We start from the raw sequence: 21,130 nt of genomic DNA, 5'->3' as shown, positions 1-21,130 counted from the left end.
GGTATACTTCATGATTCATCTAGTGATACCCCACATTAGATATCTAACATCTACAATCATAAAATTTAGTACCTTAAAGAAATATAAATTATGAATCTCAGGCTATTTTGGAGAAAGTATTTAAAATCGATAAACAAACCTATCAAGATCTTCAGATATTTGGCGAGCATCACCAAAGTGTGTTTGCATGCTTCGATAAAACTATAACGGTTGGCGGTAAAGAGGCTCTTCAGTATATATTCTACCATCCGTCTTATGATCTGCATGTTATCCAATCTCGACAGCAGGCCATCCTAGCCTGTCTGAATAGCAATCTTATCTTTCCTTTCGATCGTGGGATGATGGAGGATTTGTCCAAGTATTGGAGGTCTGCTTTTTCGGATGCGGATAGGAAAAACACGTTATGGTCCACGATTGCCTTATGGGAACAGTACTCCGCCAGTTTCTATTACAAGAAGTGCTATATCCAAGATACGGTGCAAATACTTAGGCAGCTGGATGATTTGCTGGTGACATTAGATAGTCATGGAAATTCAAATCCGATTCTAGCATTTGAAAACATTCAACTGATTGTTAGGCAGTGCCTGACCGTGATTGTTGGGAATGACTTTAAGACCAGAAAAATGAAAGTCAGTCGGAGAAATATACATATATATGATGAAAACATCCGAGTCCATCTGACCGACAAAATGCAAAAAATACTCGAATTTATTTATGATTTGGATGCTTATACAGCCATAGCGGCTACAGCCAAAAAAATGAAGTTGACGTTTCCGCGCGTACACGTTCCTGGTTCCCTTGATACTATTGAGATAGAAGGTCTTTATCACATTTTTTATGAAAAGTCAGTCAACAATGACATTTCATTTGAAAGGCAATGCAATCTATGGTTTCTTACTGGAGCCAATATGGCAGGTAAATCGACCCTAATAAAAGCATTATCTATAGCAATATATCTAACACACATCGGATTGCCAGTCCCTGCTAGATCCATGCATACGCCTGTCTTAGATGGCTTATACACTACCATCAATCTGCCAGACAACTTGGAAGCTGGATACAGCCACTTTTATCATGAAGCGATCCGACTCCGTGACATTATCGATCAATTGGAATCCAACTCCAACTCCTTTATTGTCTTGGATGAGCTCTTTACAGGCACCAATTACCAGGATGCATGTGCGTCAACAAAAAAAGTGGTGCAGTATTTAACGAAGTTGGAAAGACCATTCATTATTATTTCTTCGCATTTAACAGAGTTGGTTGATGGTATTAAGGCGTATCCGAATGTTCAGTTGTATTGCATGAAAACAGAATTAGCTAAAAATGAAATACCAAAATTCACTTACCAATTAGGAGAAGGCGTGGCCAATGAAAAACTTGGATTATGGTTACTGGAAAGAAGTGGACTACTGGATGCTGTTGAAGAATTAATGATTAAGAATAGTCGTCAATAAAAAATAATAAAAAAATCACAGCAAAGACAATATTGATTAACACTTCAGCGTTATATATTTAAATTTTCATAATTTAGGTTAATAATTGGTTTGGTTTAAATCCCGCAGCTCCCCGCTACGGGATTTATTTTTGTATGCTTTAACCCTCTACCACCTCATTTTACCGACATTATTTTTTCGAGATTATTTCTGCCGATCGATTCAATGCACTTACCGAATAAATACCGATTCTGGTCTATTAGCCCTACTCGACCATCGACTTACACACTACTTTTGAGTCATAGAAACAATCAAAAAAAAATAAAACATAGAAATCATGAAAAAAACAATCACCTCCATCGCTGCAGCTTTACTGATGATCATCAGCTTCTCATCCTTCGCAGCAAAACCTATTTACTCAGCTGCGCCTACTGCATCGAGCAATACCTTGTCGGCTTACGTATCCTCTCTTACGGAAGGACTAAATGACTTCAATAATATGATATTTGCCAAAGACTTCGAATACCGCAATACGGCTGATCGTACTGAAAAGACATTTAATCGTAGGCAGTACATGCAATTTTTGAAGAACAACAAAGGGCTGAAATTCGACTGTACAACGACCTATCAAATACTTGACGAAACAGGGAATACCAGTTTAGCTAAAGTGACAATGGCTTTCCGCGATTTCACCCGAGTAGATTACGTCACCTTACATGCAAACGATCGCGGGTGGAAAGTAAGCAAAGTGGTTACCACTTATCCTACTACTAGTACAGTCGTTCAATAACAAAATATTTAAGCCTATCATATACAGCAAAATAGCTAGATAAAACGAATGTTTTATCTAGCTATTTTGCTGTATTGCAGAAAGCGAATTTTATTAGTCCAGCAATTCAGCTAATAACGTTTGCAGTTCTTCACCTGTTACGTTTCGAGCTACAATGATACCGTTCGAATCAATCAAAAGATTTGAAGGAATGAAACGAACGCCATAGAGTGCTGGCGCTTCGGTATCCCAAAAAGCTAAATCAGATACTTGCGTCCAATCCAATTGATCATCTTTGATCGCTTTTAACCACGAGGATTTATTTCGATCCAAAGAAACCCCGAACACATCAAATCCCTTGTCTTTATATTTATGATATGCTTTGACGATATTTGGGTTCTCCGCCCGACATGGCGGGCACCAGCCAGCCCAAAAATCCAATAAGACATATCCCTTACCCAAGTGATCAAAGAATCGGATTTGATTACCTTCCGGATCTGTCGAGACGAAGTCAATCGCTTTATTACCCGGCAAAACCGCTTCCTGCTTTGTCGCTAAATCTTTCAGGATGGCAACATACTGTGTTTGGGATAATGAAGGATCTAGCAAGGCTAGGTGTTCTCTAATTTCTTGCGGAGACAAATCATATGAATAGTTACGAAACAGCGCGAAAGCTGCCACGATGGATGTCGGATCTTCTTGGATAAATTCTGCTGCCGTTAGCTTATTTGCTCTTTTTTTGTACCCCTCAAACTGCGACTGCCATTTGGAACCAGAAACCTCGGCCGTTCTTAAATCCTGATCTTTCCCTACGATAATTTTTGTAGGCTGATCGTCCAAAAACACTTGCAGTTCGGTACCAGCAGATTCTAAACTTAGCCCGTATAGTTCAGGCAGCGGAACCGCTGTTGTAAAGGCAAATGCTCCATTTATTACCTCCGTGGAATCAATGGTTTTAAACAACTTATTGTCGTAACGTTGCAGATATATGGTACCTTCTTTCACATCTTTAATAGTACCAGAAAGTTGCAATGGGGTTTTGGACTGTGCCTTAGCTTGTCCGGCCAAGATTACCAAAATGGCAAGGCAAATGATTTCTATTCCTTTATACATATATTTATCTTATTTGAGATATCTCTGAACAAGCATGACCTACACGGCCTATTCTAGCTTATAGCCAATAACAAAGGTAATCAACATTTAATTATCTACCAAAAAGGTATACTTTTTAAAGTATTTCCATTTTTGGTATCTCAGCGAAAAAAACTATCTTCGCCGACACCAATTATTTTCTCAATATGAACAATTTTATATTTACCATCTATTGTTTCTTTTTGACGCTGTTACTATTTGGATCGGCAGCGGCTCAGGAACGCAAAATTGATTTTCATGAACAAGGCCCAAGGGCGCATACATTTTATGTGGAAGCTGGTGGACCGGGTTTTCTGTCTTTAAATTACGATACCCGGTTTCGGCAAACCAGAAACGGTTGGGGTTTTCGGGTAGGTTTAGGATATATTGATATCGATGACGATGCGCTGTTTACTGTACCGGTTCAAATTAATTACTTGCTCGGCAAGAATGGCAACTATTTCGAGATTGGAGGCGGCGCTTCTTTAGTGCGTAACACGGCCCCTATGTATTATGACTACTACGGTTACAATTCACGCGGAAGATCCAGAGATTGGGAAACGCAGGTAATGGGTACACTCCTTTTTGGCTATCGCAGACAACCGGTAAATGGCGGATTTAATTTTAGAGCAGGGCTATCCCCGATTATCTTAGACGGTGATTTCATTCCCTACATACCGCATCTGTCTTTTGGTTATTCCTTTTAAAAGATTTAACTAAATAAAGAGGAGCAAACTATTATGGGATGAAACTGTTTGATAAACAATACGTTCACAAAAAAAACACCACCTATGATTAATTCTCGCCGTCGTTTTCTACAACAGCTTACTTTATCTGCTATTGCAGTACCCGCTTTAAGTGCCTACCCCTTTTCAATACCGGATGAAAATCCCGGATTGGACACCGACAAACCGATCTTGAAAGTAGCAATAATGGGGTTAGGTGGTTATGCAGAACGTGTTGCGGAGGCGATGCAATCGTCTACAAGAGCTAAGATTACAGGGTTGATCAGCGGAACTCCGGAAAAATTAAGCACTTGGGGTACCAAATATAAAGTGCCAGAGGGCAGCCGATATAATTACGAGAACTTCGATCAGATTAAGGACAATCCAGAGATTGATGCCGTGTATATCATTACTCCGAATGCATTGCATCATGGCCAAACTATCCGTGTGGCTAAAGCTGGGAAACACGTGATTTGCGAAAAGCCGATGGCAATTAATGCCAAGGAAGGGCAAGAAATGGTAGATGCCTGTGCGGCAGCTGGCGTGCAGTTGCTTATCGGCTATCGAATGCGTTTTGAACCGCATACCTTAAAGGCAGTCAAACTACGCGAAGAAGGTAAATTGGGCAAAATCAAGTTTTTTCAAGGACAAACGGGATTTAAGATTGGAGATCCGAACCAGTGGCGTGTCAATAAAAAGTTGGCTGGTGGCGGCTCCCTAATGGATATTGGGATCTATGCGATCAATGGTGCACGTTATATGGTGGGCGAAGATCCAATTTGGGTGACCGCACAGGAAACGAAAACCGATTTCGACACGTTTAAAGAAGGCGTGGATGAAACTATCCAGTTTCAACTAGGGTTTCCAGGCGGTGCAGTAGCATCATGCTTATCGACTTATAATATGAATCATCTCGATCGCTTTTACCTCGTTGGGGAAAGCGATTTTGTAGAAATGCAACCTTCGACTGGATATGGGCCGATTAAAGGTCGCACTAAAAGTGGACCGCTAAATGAGCCGCATGTAGTACACCAAACCGTGCAAATGGATGAAATGGCACAGATCATACTAGACGGCAAAAAACCCATATTACCTGTCGATGGAAAAGTCGGCTTGCAGGATATGAAAATTATTGAGGCTATTTACAAAGCCTGTGAAACCGGACAGCGACAGGAGTTGAATCTGGGATGATAAGGCTTTACATCTTAATTATGTATTAAATAAATTCCTCCGGATATCTTCTCCATAAAGAGAACAATATCCTCGTAGATTTAAATCACTAAAACACAAGATCTGTAAATTACTAGTTATAGCAACCCTCCAAACCCCTTAATAATCGCCTTCATTGTCTTTTGAACACCTTAAATAGTACCGTCTAAAAAAGCGTTAACAATTACATAACATAACACCTGTTATTAATTAACATTTTCCTAATCTTATCCTAATACACGCTACGTAACATTGCAGAGAAATTGATAGCGATGAATTTTTTAGAGATACGATCAGCATTAACCTTTATTACCTTTTTTTTATTTATTACCTCTTCTTTCGCCCAGACGGGCGCAGTCAAAGGGATTGTTCGTGACGCGGATACAAAAGCAGTAGTTACTGGAGCATCGGTAATGATTGCTGGCACGACGCAAGGCGTTGCTACCAATGCAGAAGGAGTCTTTCAAATTTCAGGTATCCAACCTGGCACTTATAGTTTAAAAGTTTCCTTCATATCCTACCAAGACTTGTTAGTAGAAGATGTGAAAATAGAAACAGACAAACAACTAGAATTGAACCTCGAAATACGAACCTCCGGCGGAGCATCTTTAGAAGAGGTAGTTGTAAGTGCTACGCGTCTTCGAAATACGAACAATGCTGTCTTGACTGAAATACGTTCCGCGCGTCAAGTAGTTAGTGGCATCTCCCAACAACAGATTGCAATGTCTCAGGATCGCGACGCGGCTCAGGTCATGACACGCATACCTGGTGTAACGATCGTCAACAATCGTTTTGTAAATGTTCGGGGTATACCGGAACGTTACAATCAGGTTATGCTGAATAATGCTATAGCTCCTAGCACGGAAGTAGATAGACGTACATTTTCATTTGACTTAATTCCAAGCAATGTCCTGGAGCGGATGATGATCTACAAATCAGGATCTGCAGACAATCCAGGAGATTTTGCTGGAGGCCTAATTAAGGTGTATACGAATAGCGCTAGCGGCGAGAATTTTACGACTTTTAACGTCGGATCAAATCTTCGCGCAAATACTACCTTTCAACCTTATCGATTTAACAGGACATCCTCAACTGATTTCTTAGGCTTCGATGGAGGCGAACGGGCATTGCCAGGAGCTGTACCAACGGAGAATATGCGCGGTCTTCCAGTTAATGACCCCTTGCGCACTGATGTTCCCAAATCATTTAATAATGACCTATCTTACCAGTCTCGGACTGCCCTACCTGATTTTAATTTTGGAGTAGGCCTGGGTAGAACATGGGATCTCCGGAATGGTCGTCGGCTGAGTACCTTGTCACAATTGAATTATTCTCAATCCAACCAATTCTTTCAGCGACGCTTTAATCGGTATGAGATTCAGGATCCCGCGGATTACGGAACACCGGCACCGCTAAGATTGGATTTTAATGATGAACAATATGAGCAGGAAAATCGTGTGGGATTACTGAGCAATTGGTCATTACTGCTCAATCCCTTTCACAAAATCGAGTTCAAGAACTTATTCAACCAAATTGGTGAAAACGTAACTATCCTTCGGGAAGGTCTAGACTATGTTCAGCAAAGTAATCTAAACAGAAGGAATTATTTGTATCAGTACCGCTCTAGATCAATTTATTCTGGTCAGTTAGAAGGAACCCACCGGTTTGCCGCCGGAAAAACTAATTTAAATTGGGTTGGTGGTGTAAACTATTTAGGCGAAAATCAGCCTGACCTTAGACGGTTCCGCACCCTACAAAGCGCTTCAAATCCCGCTATTTACGACATGATCCTTCCGTCCTCCACGAACCTATACGACACAGGACGCTACTTTGGAGAACTTTCAGAAATAGGCGTTAATACGAGTGTTAGCGTAGAGCATCAGTTAGGCGGCATTACAGATAATCCGATTGTACTGAAAGGCGGTTTGCTAAATGAATATCGTGATCGCTCGTTTTCATCCAGGTATTTCAGCTACCGTACGACTGGCGATACAAATCCCGACGAAATAAACAGATTGACTTCACTTCCGTTGGATCAAATCTTTGCTGACGAAAACTTCCGAAGTGATCGTTTTATTATCGATGAGGGTACCAGCCCTATCGATAGCTATACGGGATCTAATATTTTATCAGCAGGATTCGCCAACATTGCCATTCCCTTAGAAAAGGTTAATATCATAGCAGGTTTTCGTGCAGAGTATAACATTCTGCGTCTAAACTCTTTCGATGGTAGCGCACTACCTGTGAATGTGGATAACCGTGTATTTTCTCCTTTGGGATTCCTCAATGTGGATTACGATTTGACGGATGTGCAAAAGATTAGGTTTGGTTATGGAAGATCAGTTAACCGCCCGGAGTTTCGGGAGATTGCGCCGTTCCTATTCTATGATTTCGAATTAGATGCAAATAGAAATGGTAACCCAAATCTAAAAGTTGCCACCATTGATAATCTTGATTTACGCTATGAATGGTACCCGCGTCAAGGAGAAAGTATTAGTCTAGGAGGATTCTACAAAAGATTTAAAGATCCAATTGAGACGGAAGTTATCAACCAAGGCGGAACCGACGGCCAAGCTTTCACGCTAAATAATGCGATGTCTGCCTATGCCTATGGTGCGGAGATTGAGATCCGAAAATCTTTCAGCGGCCTTACTGAGAGTTCTTTTATAGACCGTATGAGTGTTAATTTAAATGCATCTGTTATTAAGTCTGAAGTGGATTATGGATCAAGTATCATTGGCGATATACAAGATGCAAGAAGACCATTGCAAGGACAATCACCATATATTATCAATGCTATTCTAAATTACCTTGATGAAGAAAACGGTTGGAATATGAGCGCAGCTTATAATGTGATCGGAAAAAGGATTTTTGCTATCGGAACCGTTAGTGCTCCTGCCGTATACGAATTACCTAGAAATAGTATAGATCTAACTGTTAGCAAACGATTTACTAGATCTATCGCAGCAAAAATAGGTGTACAAGATCTACTTAATGCACCTTTCCGATTCTATCAAGATACCAATAGAGATACCAGAATTGACTTTGTGAATGATGACCCTATTATAAATTTTAGACGAGGAACACTCTTTACGACTTCATTAATTTACACCATTAAATAGCGCTTAAAAAACTAAAATTCAAATCGATATGAAAATTTCAAAATTTATTACGCGAAAATTAGCCTCCTACGCGGCAGTAGCATGTACGGCGTTTGCTTTTGCAAGCTGTAGTTCAGATGTGGTTGACCCTGTCGGTCCAGATGATGATGGTGTAGTTGTTCTACAGGGAGACATCACTACAAGAACCCTTACCGCAGATCAAAAATACCTACTTAGAGGTCAGGTGTTTGTTCGTGCTAATCAAACCTTGACTATTGAGCCGGGCACAGTGATTATGGGAGAAAAATCTACTAAAGGAACTTTAGTTATCGACCGTGACGCGAAAATTATGTCTGAAGGTACGCGCGAAAGACCAATTATTATGACCTCCAATCAAGCACCTGGCGATCGTGACAGAGGAGATTGGGGAGGTTTGGTTCTATTAGGCAGAGCACGCGTAAACTTGGATAATCCGGCAGTAGAGGGAATTACTCCTGCGGTAAACTATGGAGGAACTGACGATAATAATAACACCGGAATCCTGACATTCCTTCGAGTAGAATTTGCAGGTATTGAGTTAACACCAAATAATGAAACAAACGGTATCACATTAGGTGGTGTAGGTAGAGGTACCAAGTTCGAAAACATCCAAGTATCTTATGGAGGTGACGACGGTATTGAGTGGTTTGGCGGTTCTGTTAATGGGAAAAACCTGATCGTATTCGCTACTTGGGATGATTGTTTTGACATTGACAACGGCTTTTCCGGAAAATTACAATTCGGACTTGGAATACGTTACCCAAGCTATGCTGACCAGTCAGAATCTAATGGCTTTGAATGGGATACAGACGGAGACAATAACCTTAGTCGCTTCAAAACATCTACTGTAGCGACAAACTTTACGATTATCGGCCCAGCAATTGATGGCAACTCTATTAATGCAAATTTCAGACATGCCGTAGACCTTCGTCGTAATGTAGCCGGATCTATCTTCAACTCTGTTTTTGTTGGATACCCTACAGCATTGCGTATGAATCACCTATCAGCTTACAACAACTACGCTGGAACAAATCCAGATGGCGTCATTCAAAACAACATCTTCTTCGCCAGAGCTGCAGCTACCGCCGCAGGATCCAATCTAACAGGAGAAGGCGCAAATCTTACTGGCATAACAGCGGCTAACGTGTTGCAATATCTACAAGCTAATGGCAATACTATCGAAGCTGGAGCAAGCGCACAGACATCGGAAGCATACACTAGAGTAGGTATCAATCCAAATTTAGTATTTGGACGTCGTGTAAGAACGGAGTACGCAATCAACCCTAATTTTGCAGTAACATCTGGATTGATTACTACTAAGGGTGCTAAATTTGATCATGCGAAGTTTAACGAAGCAGAAGCACGCTCTGCAGTAGCAGGTGGTGATAATTGGAAATTTGATCGTGCAGTCACATTTGTTGGTGCCTTCGGCGCTACCGATTGGACTCAAGGATGGACCAACTTTAATCCAGTAGCCCACGTTTACTAAGGTTCTCTTATTCAGAAAAGCAGGGATTTTTGATCCTTGCTTTTTTATTGATCATATTTGCTCATGAAATATTATACTACACTTATTGCAATACTGCTTGGTTTGACAGGATGTATTCGTTCTACTTCTAACGACTACAGAACAGAAAATAGCTTAACTGAGCTAAAACAAGATTCATTTAAATATGCAATAGTTCGCTACGCGGGAAAACTTGCTAAAAGAGCGAGCTTCGAATCCAAGTTCGATCAACGCTATGATGACGAGTATCGGAATATGGCTAGCAACATGCAATTGGATAAATATTATGAAAATCCTAAAGATGGTTATACGTATTTCCAGATAAGGAGAATTGCACCGAGTATACATGAGCGATATGTAGCTACAGGAGGACGATTAAAGCGTGATGATCAGGGTAAAATTACAGACTACGAAGAAATCTACCGAACTTGGAAGATGGATAAATCGGTACTCGAAGAAAAGACCGTTTCATTTTTCGATGATATGGTTAAAGGCAAAGACCTATCTCCTTATTACACAGAAAATATCGGAGATACTGAACACATCGAATTTCCAGATAATCAAACCTATTTTAATAAAGAAAATAGAAGATGGGAAATGATATCATCAGATTCTTCCGCAGTAAAATAGCTCTAAAATCATAAAAGAACAATTTTAAGAGTGGTTAATGTTTTTCCACCACTCTTAAAATTGTTCTTTCCTATTTACTGCCCTATTAATATTTAAAGAACACCAGTATCGTCTTTATCATAAAATTTATGTTTCTCTCGTGATATTTGTTTCATAATTTGATTTCACATAAATGGAGGAGAAGCAGGGTATAAAATTAGTCATCCTTCTGTTTATTCCTTCAAATTCGTTGTCAGACCAAGAAAAATTGTGTTTGGTTTCCCATTCCAAAAGCAGTTCCAATAAAACCCTATAATCTTCCAGTATAGTTTAAAAATTTACAACAACTTCCCTGAACCTAGATCTCACTCAGTTTGTTGAAAATCATTTTTAACTGAGTAATTTGATGGCTATAAAATATCAAATGAATAAACTACTTTCATTTGATGATTTACTAATTAAAAACATAAAGTTAAATAAGTTAACACATTAATAATCATTAATTAAAATCCTATTAACAGGAAATTGGTTGATTTGAACACAAAATTTAAAGGATGAATTTGAGCCCTTTGCATAACTGAAACAGACATAATATAGCAATAGGCACATATTTAAATCAAAGCGACTCTATTTCTATACCCTAAATTGGATGCTCTCAAATTTCTAGAAAAAGCTCTCATGCGAAGTAATTTAACTACATATTGTAATCGAAAAATATAAGTTTTTTCTATCAAACATCTTAATTTATTAACTACATGGAATCTTTTGACAATTAACCATATGCAGTAAAATAGTTTGTTAAGGCAGATTATTATCGGATAGGGTCGATCAACAAGAACCCTAGTATTAAGAGACATCGAAATCCTGTTTAAACCAAATCAAAAAAAATAAAGTATGAAAATTAAATTTTTAGGCCTATATGCCTTAATACTGCTAACTGCAGTAAGTTGTAAAAGAGAACTTGAAGGATTTGATAAAACTCTTCCTCGACACGCCGATTCAGGAGATGGAGGGTTAGATGTATTGGGGTATGGATACGACGTTATAAACGGTAAATACGCTTTAGCGGAATCCGCAACTAGACGTGTAATTGACGTCAGGAAGTTGAAAGGTGCGTTACCGGGCAGAGTTAGAGATTTTGGTGGCACGTATGTTACTTATCCCATGAAATCAGAAGAAAGCTATGAAAAATACAAAAAAAGTAAGGCTTTAACAGTTGATATAAAATCTGGAATTAAAGTTTTCGGACTATCTTTATTCGGATCAGACTTTAATACCTCGTTCGATCAATCTATTTTAAATGAAACCACAAGATCTTTCGCTCAAATAGACATGTCCGTCAAGACAGCAACGTTAGAGATATTAAGCGATGGATCTAATTACAATTACCTCCTTGGTTACTTAGACACTGATTTTTTAAACGCATGCAACACGTTAACAGCAGATCAGTTGATAAACGTTTACGGAATTGGAATTTTGAGAAAAATAGATGTCGGCGGAAAACTCACATTAAATTATTCTAGTGTAATCTCAAATGGAGATAAGTCGACAACAGTCAAAGCTGGGGGTGCAGCAGCCTTTAAGTTTTTATTTAATGTAGACCTTACCACATCCTTCTCCTATACTCAACAAGATGTAAATAGAAACACCAATCATAGATTAGCCTATCAATCAATGGGTGGTACGGGAGCGATAGGGATAACCCACGCAAATTTAAATCAGCCAGCATCATTCAATCCGAACGTTTGGTCAAGTACTGTAACAAGAAGCAATAGTGTATTAATCAATTTATATGACGATAGTTTCATCTTATTACATGAATTGATACCAAATACTGAAAAAGCTAAACTAGTAAGAGATCTGATTTATGAAAGATTGGGCATGATCAATTCTGTCTATGCTTCAAATGGCAAATTATTAGCAAAGGTATGGGGTAGTCCGAATCTGGATGATTACGCTTTCACCTCTTTCGAGCAAATCAACCTCAACGCTTCACCAAACGCTAATGTTATGGCTCATAATGTAATTTTAAATAGAGGGGGGACTACAGATGATAACGAGTATTTTTATACAGGTTTGGGGGGGTATCATTATAATCACTGGGAGGCACAAAGATTTTTAGGCGTTGAAAGAAAAAAATTAAATCCAGCAATAAAATATAAAGTGGCATATAAATACATGTCATATGGCCCTAAACCTATTCCTAATGCATCCAGTTATCAAATAAAACAACTACCACCAACATCATTGGATGAGGGGAGGACTTGGTATCAGGCTAGCAAGACTATCACAGGGGTGACATCATTTGAAGAATGCTGTTTTGTTGCTAAAGTTGTTGATGATTTTGTGGTGTATCCTGAAGGAAGTAAAATAGAACTTTACCTATATAGCAGGCATACAGGAAATTTTGTACAAACTATAGTCTTCGATTAGCATTTTACTATAATAGCATTAGCTGCTATTATAGTACAGTAGCGCCAACAGATGATATCTGTTGGCGCTACTTTTTTCATAGTACTACATTATCAAAAAAATCGATCTCTTCCCTGTATCTTTTTTATTAGATACACCCCTCCCACCCGTTCAAATTAGTTTAAGCCTAAAAAAAATGCTAATTTGCACATAAAAAAGAGGTGAACTTATGCAGAATTACGTCCTGAAAACAGAAGGCCTGACTTTTCGTTATGGATCGCAAAGCCCGATGCTGGCTTTTAAAGATCTTTACGTCAGCAAACAGCAACATACCTTATTGCTTGGCGATTCTGGAACTGGGAAAAGCACGCTTCTTAATCTTCTGGGCGGGCTATCTAATCCCACAACGGGTCAGGTACTTATCAACAACGACGATATATACCAACTATCAGAATCTGCTTTGGATAAATTTCGCGCACAGAATATTGGTTTTATCTTTCAGGAAGCCCATTTACTCAAGAACCTTACGCTATCTGAAAACATCAGATTAGCACAATCCCTGGCTGGCTACCCAGTAGATCAAAAGCAAATTGACTCTTTACTGGAGCAATTACAGCTCGCGGAACATGCTCAAAAACACCCAAACCAACTCAGTCGCGGACAGCTACAGCGTGCAGCTATTGCGCGTGCCATCATCAATCGGCCCGCAATACTATTAGCAGATGAACCTACAGCATCTTTGGATGATAACAATACGCAACGCGTACTAACATTGTTGAAAGAAATGGCAGATAAGCATGGTTCTACGTTGATCATTTCGACACACGATAAGCGCATAAAAGATGAATTTACAAACACGTACTTCCTTTAATAGAAATTTTTGACATGAGCATTCTACAATTAGTTTGGAAGAACATCACACAGCAGCTCGGCTCGGCATTATTGAGTATCCTACTTACCGCATTTGGCGTAGCGATCTTGGTCGTGATCTATATCACGAGCGATACGTTTGAAAAGCAGCTGGATAATAATAGCAAACATATTGATTTGGTGATCGGTGCTAAAGGAAGCCCTTTGCAATTGATACTCAGTTCTATCTACCACGTAGATTATCCTACAGGGAATATTCTCTTGTCGGATGCTGCACAATTTAGTGACAATCCATTGGTTGATCTCGCTGTCCCCATGTCTCTGGGTGATAATTTCAATGGACATCGTATCGTGGGTACGGATAGTAGCTATTTTGACCTTTACGAACTGGAGATCGCACAGGGCGGTATGTGGACGAAGAGCTTTGAGACGGTAATAGGCAGTGAGACCGCACGTAAAAATAAACTCAAAATTGGCGATCAGGTACATAGTGCGCATGGATTAGCTGAAAATGGTCATGTGCACGACGAACATCCATTTACAGTGGTTGGCATCTTAGAACCAACCGGAACGGTAGTGGATAACTTACTGCTATGCAACTTGGCCAGTATATGGGACGTGCACGATATCGCACATGACGATGAACATGAACATGCTAACGAAGATCATACGGAAGAGCACCAGCATGTGAATAACGAACATGATCACGATCATGGACATATGCACGACGAAAAAGATCCTCACCACGATCACGAACACCCTCAGGAGTTGGTCGCTAATGCAGCAGATGCCCGCGCAGCCGCTCAATTGGAAAATAATCTCCCTGATACCACAACGACTCACGTAAAAAGTATCGGCGACGATGTATACAAATCACAAGGTTTAGAAATTACCTCCCTACTCATAAGGTACAGTAGCCCGGCAGCAATTAGCACGCTCCCACGGATGGTCAATCAATCTACGGCTATGCAAGCTGCTTCGCCAGCGATGGAAACGACGCGTTTATTTTCCTTACTGGGAGTAGGTATTGATTCGTTAGAAATTCTAGCCTACGTCATTATGCTGATTGCGGGTTTAAGCGTATTTATTAGCCTATACAATGCTTTAAAAGAACGCAAATATGATCTGGCAATAATGCGGTCTTTGGGCGCAGGAAAGACTAAACTTTTTACGTTGGTTATAGTCGAAGGATTAGTAATTACACTTATTGGAGGTTTAGTTGGATTACTATTTGGTCATTTGGCGCTCTTTTATATCAGCACTCAAACCGGGCAAAGCGCCGATTTCATACAGGCATTGGCTGTTAGTCCAACAGAGCTGTTCATTCTGTTAATTGCGGCAGCGATAGGCACTATTGCGGCCATACTGCCGGCTATCAAAGCCTACAACACAACAATATCAACCATACTAGGTGACAAATAATAATTTGATAAAATGATGAAGCAGATCTTTATTGCAATTGCACTTACTTTCACCGCGTTCGCGTCGCAGGCACAGATTGGCGGTGGTCAGTATCCGGGTATGGAAGTACCCGATCATACTCCCATGATGAATAAAACCTGGGAGGCCATCGATAAAATGATGTATAAAGTGACCACCCAAGGTAACAAAAAGGTGTACACGCCAGAATATCCGCCCGTGCTAAAAGCACTAGAAAATAAGCAGGTAGATCTACCAGGATATATGGTGCCCTTAAAAAGCGGAAGAAATCACACGACCTTTATGATGTCGGTATTACCACTGGCGCAGTGTCAATTTTGTGGCACAAATGGCATCCCTCCTATGGTAGAAATCATTATGAAAGGTGGAACAACCGTGAAATTTTCGGACGAGCCGATCAAGTTACGAGGTAAAATGGTATTCAATCCAGAGCCATTAAAAGGAAATTCAGAAATCCAGATTTTAGATGCTGTCGTGGTAAAATAAAAAGGAACTATTAATTAACAATAGATTGGGTTTTCCGCTTTTGGTGGTAAACCCTTTTTTATGCTTTATATTCTGTTGAGCACAGAAATTTCTGCTGTAGCCATCAGTGCTGCCGTTTCGGTACGCAAGCGGCTTTCTCCTAAAGACGTCATCTTGAACTCTTCCTTCATTGTTAGCGTAATTTCCTTTTCAGAGAAGTCGCCTTCTGGCCCTATTAATATGAGGTAAGATCCTTGCGCTGGCAGCAAAGTGGATAAATAAGATTTCTCCATATCCACACAATGTGCGATCGCTTTATGGACTGCTATGGAAGAAGAACGTTGCTGCTCCAAAAATTGCGTAAAAGTGATCGCAGGATTTATTTTTGGCAAATAGGCTTTTAACGACTGCTTCATCGCAGCGATAGCCACTTTCGTAAGACGCTCTATTTTCACTTCTTTTCGCTCCGAGTGTTCGCAAATAATCGGCGTAATCTCGTCTACACCAATCTCAGTAGCCTTTTCGATAAACCACTCCAAGCGATCGATATTCTTAGTTGGCGCGATGGCAATATGCAGGTAGTAATTTCGTTTTTGAAAGTCACGCTCGTACGATAGGATACGCAGGGCGGTTCGCTTTGGATGAGCATCAATGATTTCCGCGTGTAACAGATCACCGACACCATTAACTAAGTGCACCGTATGGCCGATTTGCAAACGAAGTACACGAATGGCATGCTTACTTTCTTCTTCGGAAAGGAGGTACTCCTTGTGCGTATGCTGCACATCTGGAGTGTAAAATAACAACATAAATTTAATCGTTATCTTCGGTGTCGTCGTGCGGTGTCTCTACTAAATCCAACTTCACAAATTCGATATTTTGCTGTGTCTTCTTCATAATCGTAAAGATGTAGCCTAGGTCTTCACAGCTATCACCTACATCAGGAATACGCTCGAAAACATGGCTAACTAATCCGGCCACGGTATCATAATCTGAACTCTCTGGTAGTTCTAGCGGAAGAAATTCATTGACATCATGCACATTCGCCCCTGCATCTACCATAAATTCGGTATCGGAGATGCGCTCTACCAATGGCGTCTCTTCATCGTACTCATCTTGAATCTCACCGACCAACTCTTCGACGATATCCTCTAGTGTAACCATACCAGCGGTACCACCAAATTCATCCAACACAAAAGCAATTTGGATACGCTTCTGTTGAAATTCTGCCATCAGATCATTGATCTTCTTGGTCTCCGGAATAAAGTAAGGCTTGCGCATGATCCGCTTCAGCACGACTGGATTACCTTTCGCGACAATAGGAAGTAGATCTTTTGTATGCACCAAACCAATAATTTGGTCGATATTATCCTGGTAAATAGGCACCCGAGAATAACCTTCTTCAGTAACCCTATTAATAAAATCTTCTGGCGTTTCATTGACTTCTGCCGCAACAATTTTCGTACGAGGTACCATGATGTTTTTCACAATACGCTCATTGAAGTCAAAGACGTTCTTGATCAACTCGTGCTCCGATGTATTTAATGCACCACTTTCACGGCCTTTTTCCAACAGGTATTGTAATTCTTCTGACGAATGACTTACTTCATGGGCATTAACCTGAATACCAATTAGCCTTAAAAGCATATTGGCAAAGCCATTCAATACCCAAATGATAGGCTTGAAAACATAATAAAAGAACTGTAGTGGCAAAGCGATTCGCATCGTCGTTGCGACCGGCTTTTGGATGGCAATGGACTTAGGAGCCAATTCTCCAAAAACAATGTGTAAGAAGGTGATAATGGCAAAAGCTAATACATGGCCCAGGTTAGTGGCCCAACGCCCAGTTAGTTCAATATTGAAAAAACCGAACATATTATTCACTATTTCCGTCATCACCTTCTCGCCTACCCAACCTAAAGCCAGTGAGGCCAGTGTAATACCTAGTTGTGTGGCGGCAAGATAACCATCAAGGTGCTCGGTAATATTTTTGGCCATCGTGGCCACTTTGCTACCAGACTTTGCCTGAAGTTCTATCTGCGATGCCCGAACTTTGACTATAGCAAACTCCGCTGCAACGAAAAAGCCGTTAGCAAGAACCAAAAAGATTGTCCAAAAAATATCGAGACCCATTTATATATTGTATCTATTTATTACCAAACTCTTTTTTATACAATTCAATGCTCTCTAAAATAACATTTTCCGCATAAGTTCTGCCATATAAATTTTCGATTGTCACATTCTTATTTTCCAAAGCTTTATAATCTTGGAAGAAACGGACAATTTCCTTCATCGTGTGAGGAGGCAATTCAGAAAGGTCATTGATGTAGTTTACAGACATGTCGTGCTTTGCAACCGCGATAATCTTATCATCTTGCTCACCGCCATCAATCATGTGCATCACACCAATTACTTTAGCCTCAATCAGGCTCATCGGATATACATCTACTGAACACAGCACAAGGATATCTAGAGGATCTTTATCATCACAGTAGGTCTGTGGAATAAAGCCATAATTAGCTGGGTACATAACCGAAGAAAACAAAACGCGATCTAATTTGATCAAGCCGCTATCTTTGTCGATTTCATACTTTGCTTTAGATCCCTTAGGGATTTCGATGATGGCATTTACGGAACTAGGCAAGTCGTCGCCAGGCGATACCTGATGCCAAGGGTGTTGTGTACTCATGTAATGTATTAACTATTTAACTGTTTTTGTTTTTTACGCTCTTTTAACTGACGTCTTAATAAGGCAATGGCAATAGGTAAAAATGCCACGACAATCAATCCGACGATAATATATTCGACATAATTAATTACTTCAGGAAACTTCACCCCTAAGTAATAACCGGTCAATGTCAATAAAGACACCCACAAAACGGCTCCAATAATGTTGTATAAAACGAACTTTCGGAAATTCAGCTGTACGACACCGGCAAATATGGGAGCAAATGTACGTATAATTGGCACAAAACGACCGATTATCAAGGCGGTACCTCCCCACTTCTGGAAAAACTCTTCTGCCATAACCACATACTTGCGCTTAAATAAAAAGGAATCCTTTCGTTTGAAGAGCATGGGCCCAGCTCGATGCCCAAACCAGTAACCAACAAAATTACCTAAAACTCCGGCGGCCAGAATACCGAAGTACAGGACGAAAATGTCCACGTCTATCTTTCCTAAGGCACAAAATAAGCCCGCAAGGAAGAGCAGGTAATCTCCCGGCAAAAAGAAACCGAAAAAGAGCCCGGTCTCTGCAAATACAATAAGACAAACAATGTAAAACCCGCCATGACTTAGCAGGTATTCAGGATCCATCAATTGTTGAAATGATAGTAGAAACTCTTGCATATTGATCAATTTACGTCCCTATTATCGTCATGCACATAGGCTGAACAAAGACAATCATTGAATAATGAAATCGGTGTAATGGATATCTCGTAAAGGGTGTTGGTGGCTTATCCATGAGTAACTTCGGAAATAGCTTCCCTTACCTGTTCTGAAATAGCCAACATCTCTTCTTCAGAAAAATCCAATTTAGGTTTTTCAAAGTTGAGATCGGAAATCTGATTGATGGGCACCAAATGTATGTGCGCGTGCGCTACTTCTAACCCTACAACAGCCACACCAACACGTGCACACGGGATTGCTTTTTTGATGCCTTGCGCAACGATCTTTGCAAACATCCACATACCCATATAGGCATCATCACCGATATCAAAAATATAGTCTGTCTCTTCCTTAGGAACCACTAGAACGTGTCCTTTGGCAATAGGTCTTACATCGAGAAAAGCAAGATAATCATTGCTCTCGGCAACTTTATAGGCAGGTATCTCCCCAGAGACAATTTGTGAAAATATTGTAGACATACGTACTATTAGTGTATAAAAAACTGGCTTCTGATTTTCATAACATCCCACATTGTACTATTGTTTCACAATGTTAAAGACACGAAAATCTATCCAGTGATCATTAGCAAATATAACAAAAAAAGAAAGAAGTCGTAATAGGCTATTTTCGACTTCTTTCTGAGATACAATGTTGGATCGTGCGGTTATGGCAGAACCGCACATAACCACTACAAAATTTCTAACGGGATATTTCCAAGATTTCTAAGTCCAACTCTCCAGCAGGAACAGTTACCGTGGCTATATCTCCTACTTTTAATCCTAAAAGCCCTTGAGCGATCGGTGATTTGACAGAGATTTTTCCAGATTTGAAATCGGCCTCTGTTTCAGACACCAACTGGTAGGTCATCACTGTGCCATTCTTCACGTTTTTTATTTTCACAATGGATAAGGCCAAAACCTTGGATGTATCCAGATTGGATTCATCTATGATACGTGCCGTCGACAAAACAGTTTCTAACTTGGCGATCTTTGCTTCGTGCAAGCCCTGCGCCTCTTTCGCTGCATCGTATTCTGCATTCTCTGAAAGATCTCCCTTATCTCGCGCTTCTGCAATGGCATTCGCGATTTTCGTACGACCTTCCGTTTTCAGATACTGCAATTCTTCACGAAGTTTAGCCAACCCTTCTTCCGTATAATAAGTTACTTCTGCCATAATAAACTACTTAATTAGCACCATGTTATTTAATAATAGACAATAAAAAAGGCAAGACCATACTATCCATTAGAGGACAACATGGCCTTGCTCATTATCACGAAAATAATGATCTGTATCTGTAAAAGCAAATTTAATCTGGAATTTCGGACAAGTCGTCTACAAACTTGTAACCCAATCCTCGCACGGTCTGCAAATAAGACGGTTTATCTGGATTTTTCTCTATTTTCTTTCTCAAACGTACCACATGCATGTCCAAGGTACGTGTATTCACGTTAGAGCTATATCCCCATACAGCCTCCATCAACTCATCTCGTGTTACATCTTTACCTTTGTTGCGTAGGAAATGTAACAAGATGCGATTTTCCAAAATAGTCAATTCAATTTTCTTTCCGTCGCGCACTAAAGAGTGGATATTGGGGTGATGCTCTGTTTGTCCAAAGTGATATACCTCCGCACCAGATTTAGGCACAAAAAACCGCACCTTATTCTCGATCATAGCAACCAGTACGTCCATATTAAATGGCTTGGTAATGTAATCGCTTACACCGTAGCTATATGCATCGATTTTGTCTACATCCTGCGATTTGGCCGTCATCATGATAATGATATTCTCGAACCCAGCTTTGCGCACAGCCTCGCATACCTCGATTCCTTCTTTACCTGGCAACATCCAATCTAGCAACACGATATCAGGTTGCTTAGACAGGATAATTTTCTCGGCTTCGAGGCCATCTGCTATTTGCAACACCTGATAATTTTCTGTTTGCAACCTATGGCTTACTAAAAACCGTAGGTTTTCATCGTCTTCTACAACGGCTACTGTTATTTCTTTTTCCATGTGATCTCTTACT

19 protein-coding genes are annotated in these 21,130 nt (G+C 40.1%); 11 read left to right on the top strand and 8 right to left on the bottom strand.

Annotated elements, in window-relative coordinates; translation table 11 throughout:
- Nucleotides 1-107 precede the first annotated feature (107 nt).
- Together M8998_RS15120 and M8998_RS15115 are read left to right on the top strand one after the other, a co-directional pair.
- Nucleotides 108-1,457 (top strand): MutS-related protein, encoded by a 1,350-nt coding sequence (locus tag M8998_RS15120; protein WP_284040542.1) that lies wholly within the window; start codon nucleotides 108-110, stop codon nucleotides 1,455-1,457.
- Between the two features lie 316 nt (nucleotides 1,458-1,773).
- Entirely contained in the window at nucleotides 1,774-2,226 is a 453-nt protein-coding gene (locus M8998_RS15115) for a nuclear transport factor 2 family protein (protein ID WP_249994309.1), read from the top strand.
- Between the two features lie 93 nt (nucleotides 2,227-2,319).
- On the opposite strand, the gene M8998_RS15110 is transcribed toward M8998_RS15115, so the two are convergent.
- A complete protein-coding gene (locus M8998_RS15110) occupies nucleotides 2,320-3,318 on the bottom strand; it encodes a TlpA disulfide reductase family protein (RefSeq protein ID WP_249994308.1) in 999 nt (332 codons plus the stop codon).
- Between the two features lie 185 nt (nucleotides 3,319-3,503).
- On the opposite strand from M8998_RS15110, the gene M8998_RS15105 reads away from it, so the two are divergent.
- The 9 genes from M8998_RS15105 (at nucleotide 3,504) to M8998_RS15065 (ending at nucleotide 15,734) form a co-directional block, all read left to right on the top strand.
- The gene (locus M8998_RS15105; protein ID WP_249994307.1) at nucleotides 3,504-4,043 is read left to right on the top strand and encodes a hypothetical protein; all 540 of its coding nucleotides are present in this window, start codon (nucleotides 3,504-3,506) and stop codon (nucleotides 4,041-4,043) included.
- Between the two features lie 84 nt (nucleotides 4,044-4,127).
- Entirely contained in the window at nucleotides 4,128-5,252 is a 1,125-nt protein-coding gene (locus tag M8998_RS15100; protein ID WP_249994306.1) for a Gfo/Idh/MocA family protein, read from the top strand.
- A 290-nt stretch (nucleotides 5,253-5,542) separates the two neighbouring features.
- On the top strand, nucleotides 5,543-8,392 hold the full coding sequence (locus M8998_RS15095) for a TonB-dependent receptor (RefSeq protein WP_249994305.1): 2,850 nt from the start codon (nucleotides 5,543-5,545) through the stop codon (nucleotides 8,390-8,392).
- A 28-nt stretch (nucleotides 8,393-8,420) separates the two neighbouring features.
- Nucleotides 8,421-9,899: a beta-helix domain-containing protein gene (locus M8998_RS15090; RefSeq protein WP_249994304.1), complete on the top strand. Its 1,479-nt coding sequence runs from the start codon at nucleotides 8,421-8,423 to the stop codon at nucleotides 9,897-9,899.
- A 63-nt stretch (nucleotides 9,900-9,962) separates the two neighbouring features.
- The gene (locus M8998_RS15085) at nucleotides 9,963-10,547 is read left to right on the top strand and encodes a hypothetical protein (RefSeq protein WP_249994303.1); all 585 of its coding nucleotides are present in this window, start codon (nucleotides 9,963-9,965) and stop codon (nucleotides 10,545-10,547) included.
- A gap of 873 nt (nucleotides 10,548-11,420) precedes the next feature.
- Complete coding sequence (locus tag M8998_RS15080; RefSeq protein ID WP_249994301.1) at nucleotides 11,421-12,959, top strand: hypothetical protein; 1,539 nt, start codon at nucleotides 11,421-11,423, stop codon at nucleotides 12,957-12,959.
- Nucleotides 12,960-13,167: 208 nt separating this feature from the next.
- Nucleotides 13,168-13,809: an ABC transporter ATP-binding protein gene (locus M8998_RS15075; RefSeq protein ID WP_249994299.1), complete on the top strand. Its 642-nt coding sequence runs from the start codon at nucleotides 13,168-13,170 to the stop codon at nucleotides 13,807-13,809.
- 14 nt (nucleotides 13,810-13,823) lie between these two features.
- Complete coding sequence (locus tag M8998_RS15070; protein WP_249994298.1) at nucleotides 13,824-15,230, top strand: ABC transporter permease; 1,407 nt, start codon at nucleotides 13,824-13,826, stop codon at nucleotides 15,228-15,230.
- Between the two features lie 12 nt (nucleotides 15,231-15,242).
- Nucleotides 15,243-15,734: a DUF3299 domain-containing protein gene (locus tag M8998_RS15065; protein WP_249994297.1), complete on the top strand. Its 492-nt coding sequence runs from the start codon at nucleotides 15,243-15,245 to the stop codon at nucleotides 15,732-15,734.
- A gap of 65 nt (nucleotides 15,735-15,799) precedes the next feature.
- On the opposite strand, the gene M8998_RS15060 is transcribed toward M8998_RS15065, so the two are convergent.
- The 7 genes from M8998_RS15060 to M8998_RS15030 all read right to left on the bottom strand — a co-directional run bounded on the left by M8998_RS15060 (nucleotide 15,800) and on the right by M8998_RS15030 (nucleotide 21,117).
- Nucleotides 15,800-16,522 carry a 16S rRNA (uracil(1498)-N(3))-methyltransferase gene (locus tag M8998_RS15060; RefSeq protein ID WP_249994296.1) on the bottom strand — a complete coding sequence of 241 codons (723 nt, stop codon included), beginning with the start codon at nucleotides 16,520-16,522 and terminating at the stop codon, nucleotides 15,800-15,802.
- A 4-nt stretch (nucleotides 16,523-16,526) separates the two neighbouring features.
- Nucleotides 16,527-17,846 carry a hemolysin family protein gene (locus M8998_RS15055; protein ID WP_249994295.1) on the bottom strand — a complete coding sequence of 440 codons (1,320 nt, stop codon included), beginning with the start codon at nucleotides 17,844-17,846 and terminating at the stop codon, nucleotides 16,527-16,529.
- A 13-nt stretch (nucleotides 17,847-17,859) separates the two neighbouring features.
- The gene (locus tag M8998_RS15050) at nucleotides 17,860-18,402 is read right to left on the bottom strand and encodes an inorganic diphosphatase (protein ID WP_249994293.1); all 543 of its coding nucleotides are present in this window, start codon (nucleotides 18,400-18,402) and stop codon (nucleotides 17,860-17,862) included.
- Nucleotides 18,403-18,410: 8 nt separating this feature from the next.
- A complete protein-coding gene (locus tag M8998_RS15045) occupies nucleotides 18,411-19,064 on the bottom strand; it encodes a DedA family protein (RefSeq protein WP_249994292.1) in 654 nt (217 codons plus the stop codon).
- 107 nt (nucleotides 19,065-19,171) lie between these two features.
- Entirely contained in the window at nucleotides 19,172-19,582 is a 411-nt protein-coding gene (locus tag M8998_RS15040) for an HIT family protein (protein WP_249994291.1), read from the bottom strand.
- A gap of 220 nt (nucleotides 19,583-19,802) precedes the next feature.
- Nucleotides 19,803-20,276: a transcription elongation factor GreA gene (greA, locus tag M8998_RS15035; protein ID WP_249994290.1), complete on the bottom strand. Its 474-nt coding sequence runs from the start codon at nucleotides 20,274-20,276 to the stop codon at nucleotides 19,803-19,805.
- A 133-nt stretch (nucleotides 20,277-20,409) separates the two neighbouring features.
- The gene (locus M8998_RS15030; protein WP_249994289.1) at nucleotides 20,410-21,117 is read right to left on the bottom strand and encodes a response regulator transcription factor; all 708 of its coding nucleotides are present in this window, start codon (nucleotides 21,115-21,117) and stop codon (nucleotides 20,410-20,412) included.
- Nucleotides 21,118-21,130 lie beyond the last annotated feature (13 nt).

It is taken from the genome of Sphingobacterium sp. lm-10, from assembly GCF_023554555.1.
In the GTDB taxonomy this organism is placed as follows: domain Bacteria; phylum Bacteroidota; class Bacteroidia; order Sphingobacteriales; family Sphingobacteriaceae; genus Sphingobacterium.
The sequence above is the reverse complement of the archived record's forward strand: the minus strand, read 5'-3'. Positions and strand labels throughout refer to the sequence as shown.

Excerpts from the sequence above, each read along its gene's own strand:
- M8998_RS15060 (WP_249994296.1), bottom strand. The coding sequence starts at position 16,522 with ATGTTGTTATTTTACACTCCAGATGTGCAGCATACGCACAAGGAGTAC.
- M8998_RS15050 (WP_249994293.1), bottom strand. The coding sequence starts at position 18,402 with ATGAGTACACAACACCCTTGGCATCAGGTATCGCCTGGCGACGACTTG.
- M8998_RS15065 (WP_249994297.1), top strand. The coding sequence starts at position 15,243 with ATGATGAAGCAGATCTTTATTGCAATTGCACTTACTTTCACCGCGTTC.
- M8998_RS15030 (WP_249994289.1), bottom strand. The coding sequence starts at position 21,117 with ATGGAAAAAGAAATAACAGTAGCCGTTGTAGAAGACGATGAAAACCTA.
- M8998_RS15115 (WP_249994309.1), top strand. The coding sequence starts at position 1,774 with ATGAAAAAAACAATCACCTCCATCGCTGCAGCTTTACTGATGATCATC.
- M8998_RS15040 (WP_249994291.1), bottom strand. The coding sequence starts at position 19,582 with ATGTCTACAATATTTTCACAAATTGTCTCTGGGGAGATACCTGCCTAT.
- M8998_RS15100 (WP_249994306.1), top strand. The coding sequence starts at position 4,128 with ATGATTAATTCTCGCCGTCGTTTTCTACAACAGCTTACTTTATCTGCT.
- M8998_RS15095 (WP_249994305.1), top strand. The coding sequence starts at position 5,543 with ATGAATTTTTTAGAGATACGATCAGCATTAACCTTTATTACCTTTTTT.
- M8998_RS15105 (WP_249994307.1), top strand. The coding sequence starts at position 3,504 with ATGAACAATTTTATATTTACCATCTATTGTTTCTTTTTGACGCTGTTA.
- M8998_RS15110 (WP_249994308.1), bottom strand. The coding sequence starts at position 3,318 with ATGTATAAAGGAATAGAAATCATTTGCCTTGCCATTTTGGTAATCTTG.
- M8998_RS15075 (WP_249994299.1), top strand. The coding sequence starts at position 13,168 with ATGCAGAATTACGTCCTGAAAACAGAAGGCCTGACTTTTCGTTATGGA.
- M8998_RS15080 (WP_249994301.1), top strand. The coding sequence starts at position 11,421 with ATGAAAATTAAATTTTTAGGCCTATATGCCTTAATACTGCTAACTGCA.
- M8998_RS15055 (WP_249994295.1), bottom strand. The coding sequence starts at position 17,846 with ATGGGTCTCGATATTTTTTGGACAATCTTTTTGGTTCTTGCTAACGGC.
- M8998_RS15070 (WP_249994298.1), top strand. The coding sequence starts at position 13,824 with ATGAGCATTCTACAATTAGTTTGGAAGAACATCACACAGCAGCTCGGC.
- M8998_RS15090 (WP_249994304.1), top strand. The coding sequence starts at position 8,421 with ATGAAAATTTCAAAATTTATTACGCGAAAATTAGCCTCCTACGCGGCA.
- M8998_RS15085 (WP_249994303.1), top strand. The coding sequence starts at position 9,963 with ATGAAATATTATACTACACTTATTGCAATACTGCTTGGTTTGACAGGA.
- greA (WP_249994290.1), bottom strand. The coding sequence starts at position 20,276 with ATGGCAGAAGTAACTTATTATACGGAAGAAGGGTTGGCTAAACTTCGT.
- M8998_RS15045 (WP_249994292.1), bottom strand. The coding sequence starts at position 19,064 with ATGCAAGAGTTTCTACTATCATTTCAACAATTGATGGATCCTGAATAC.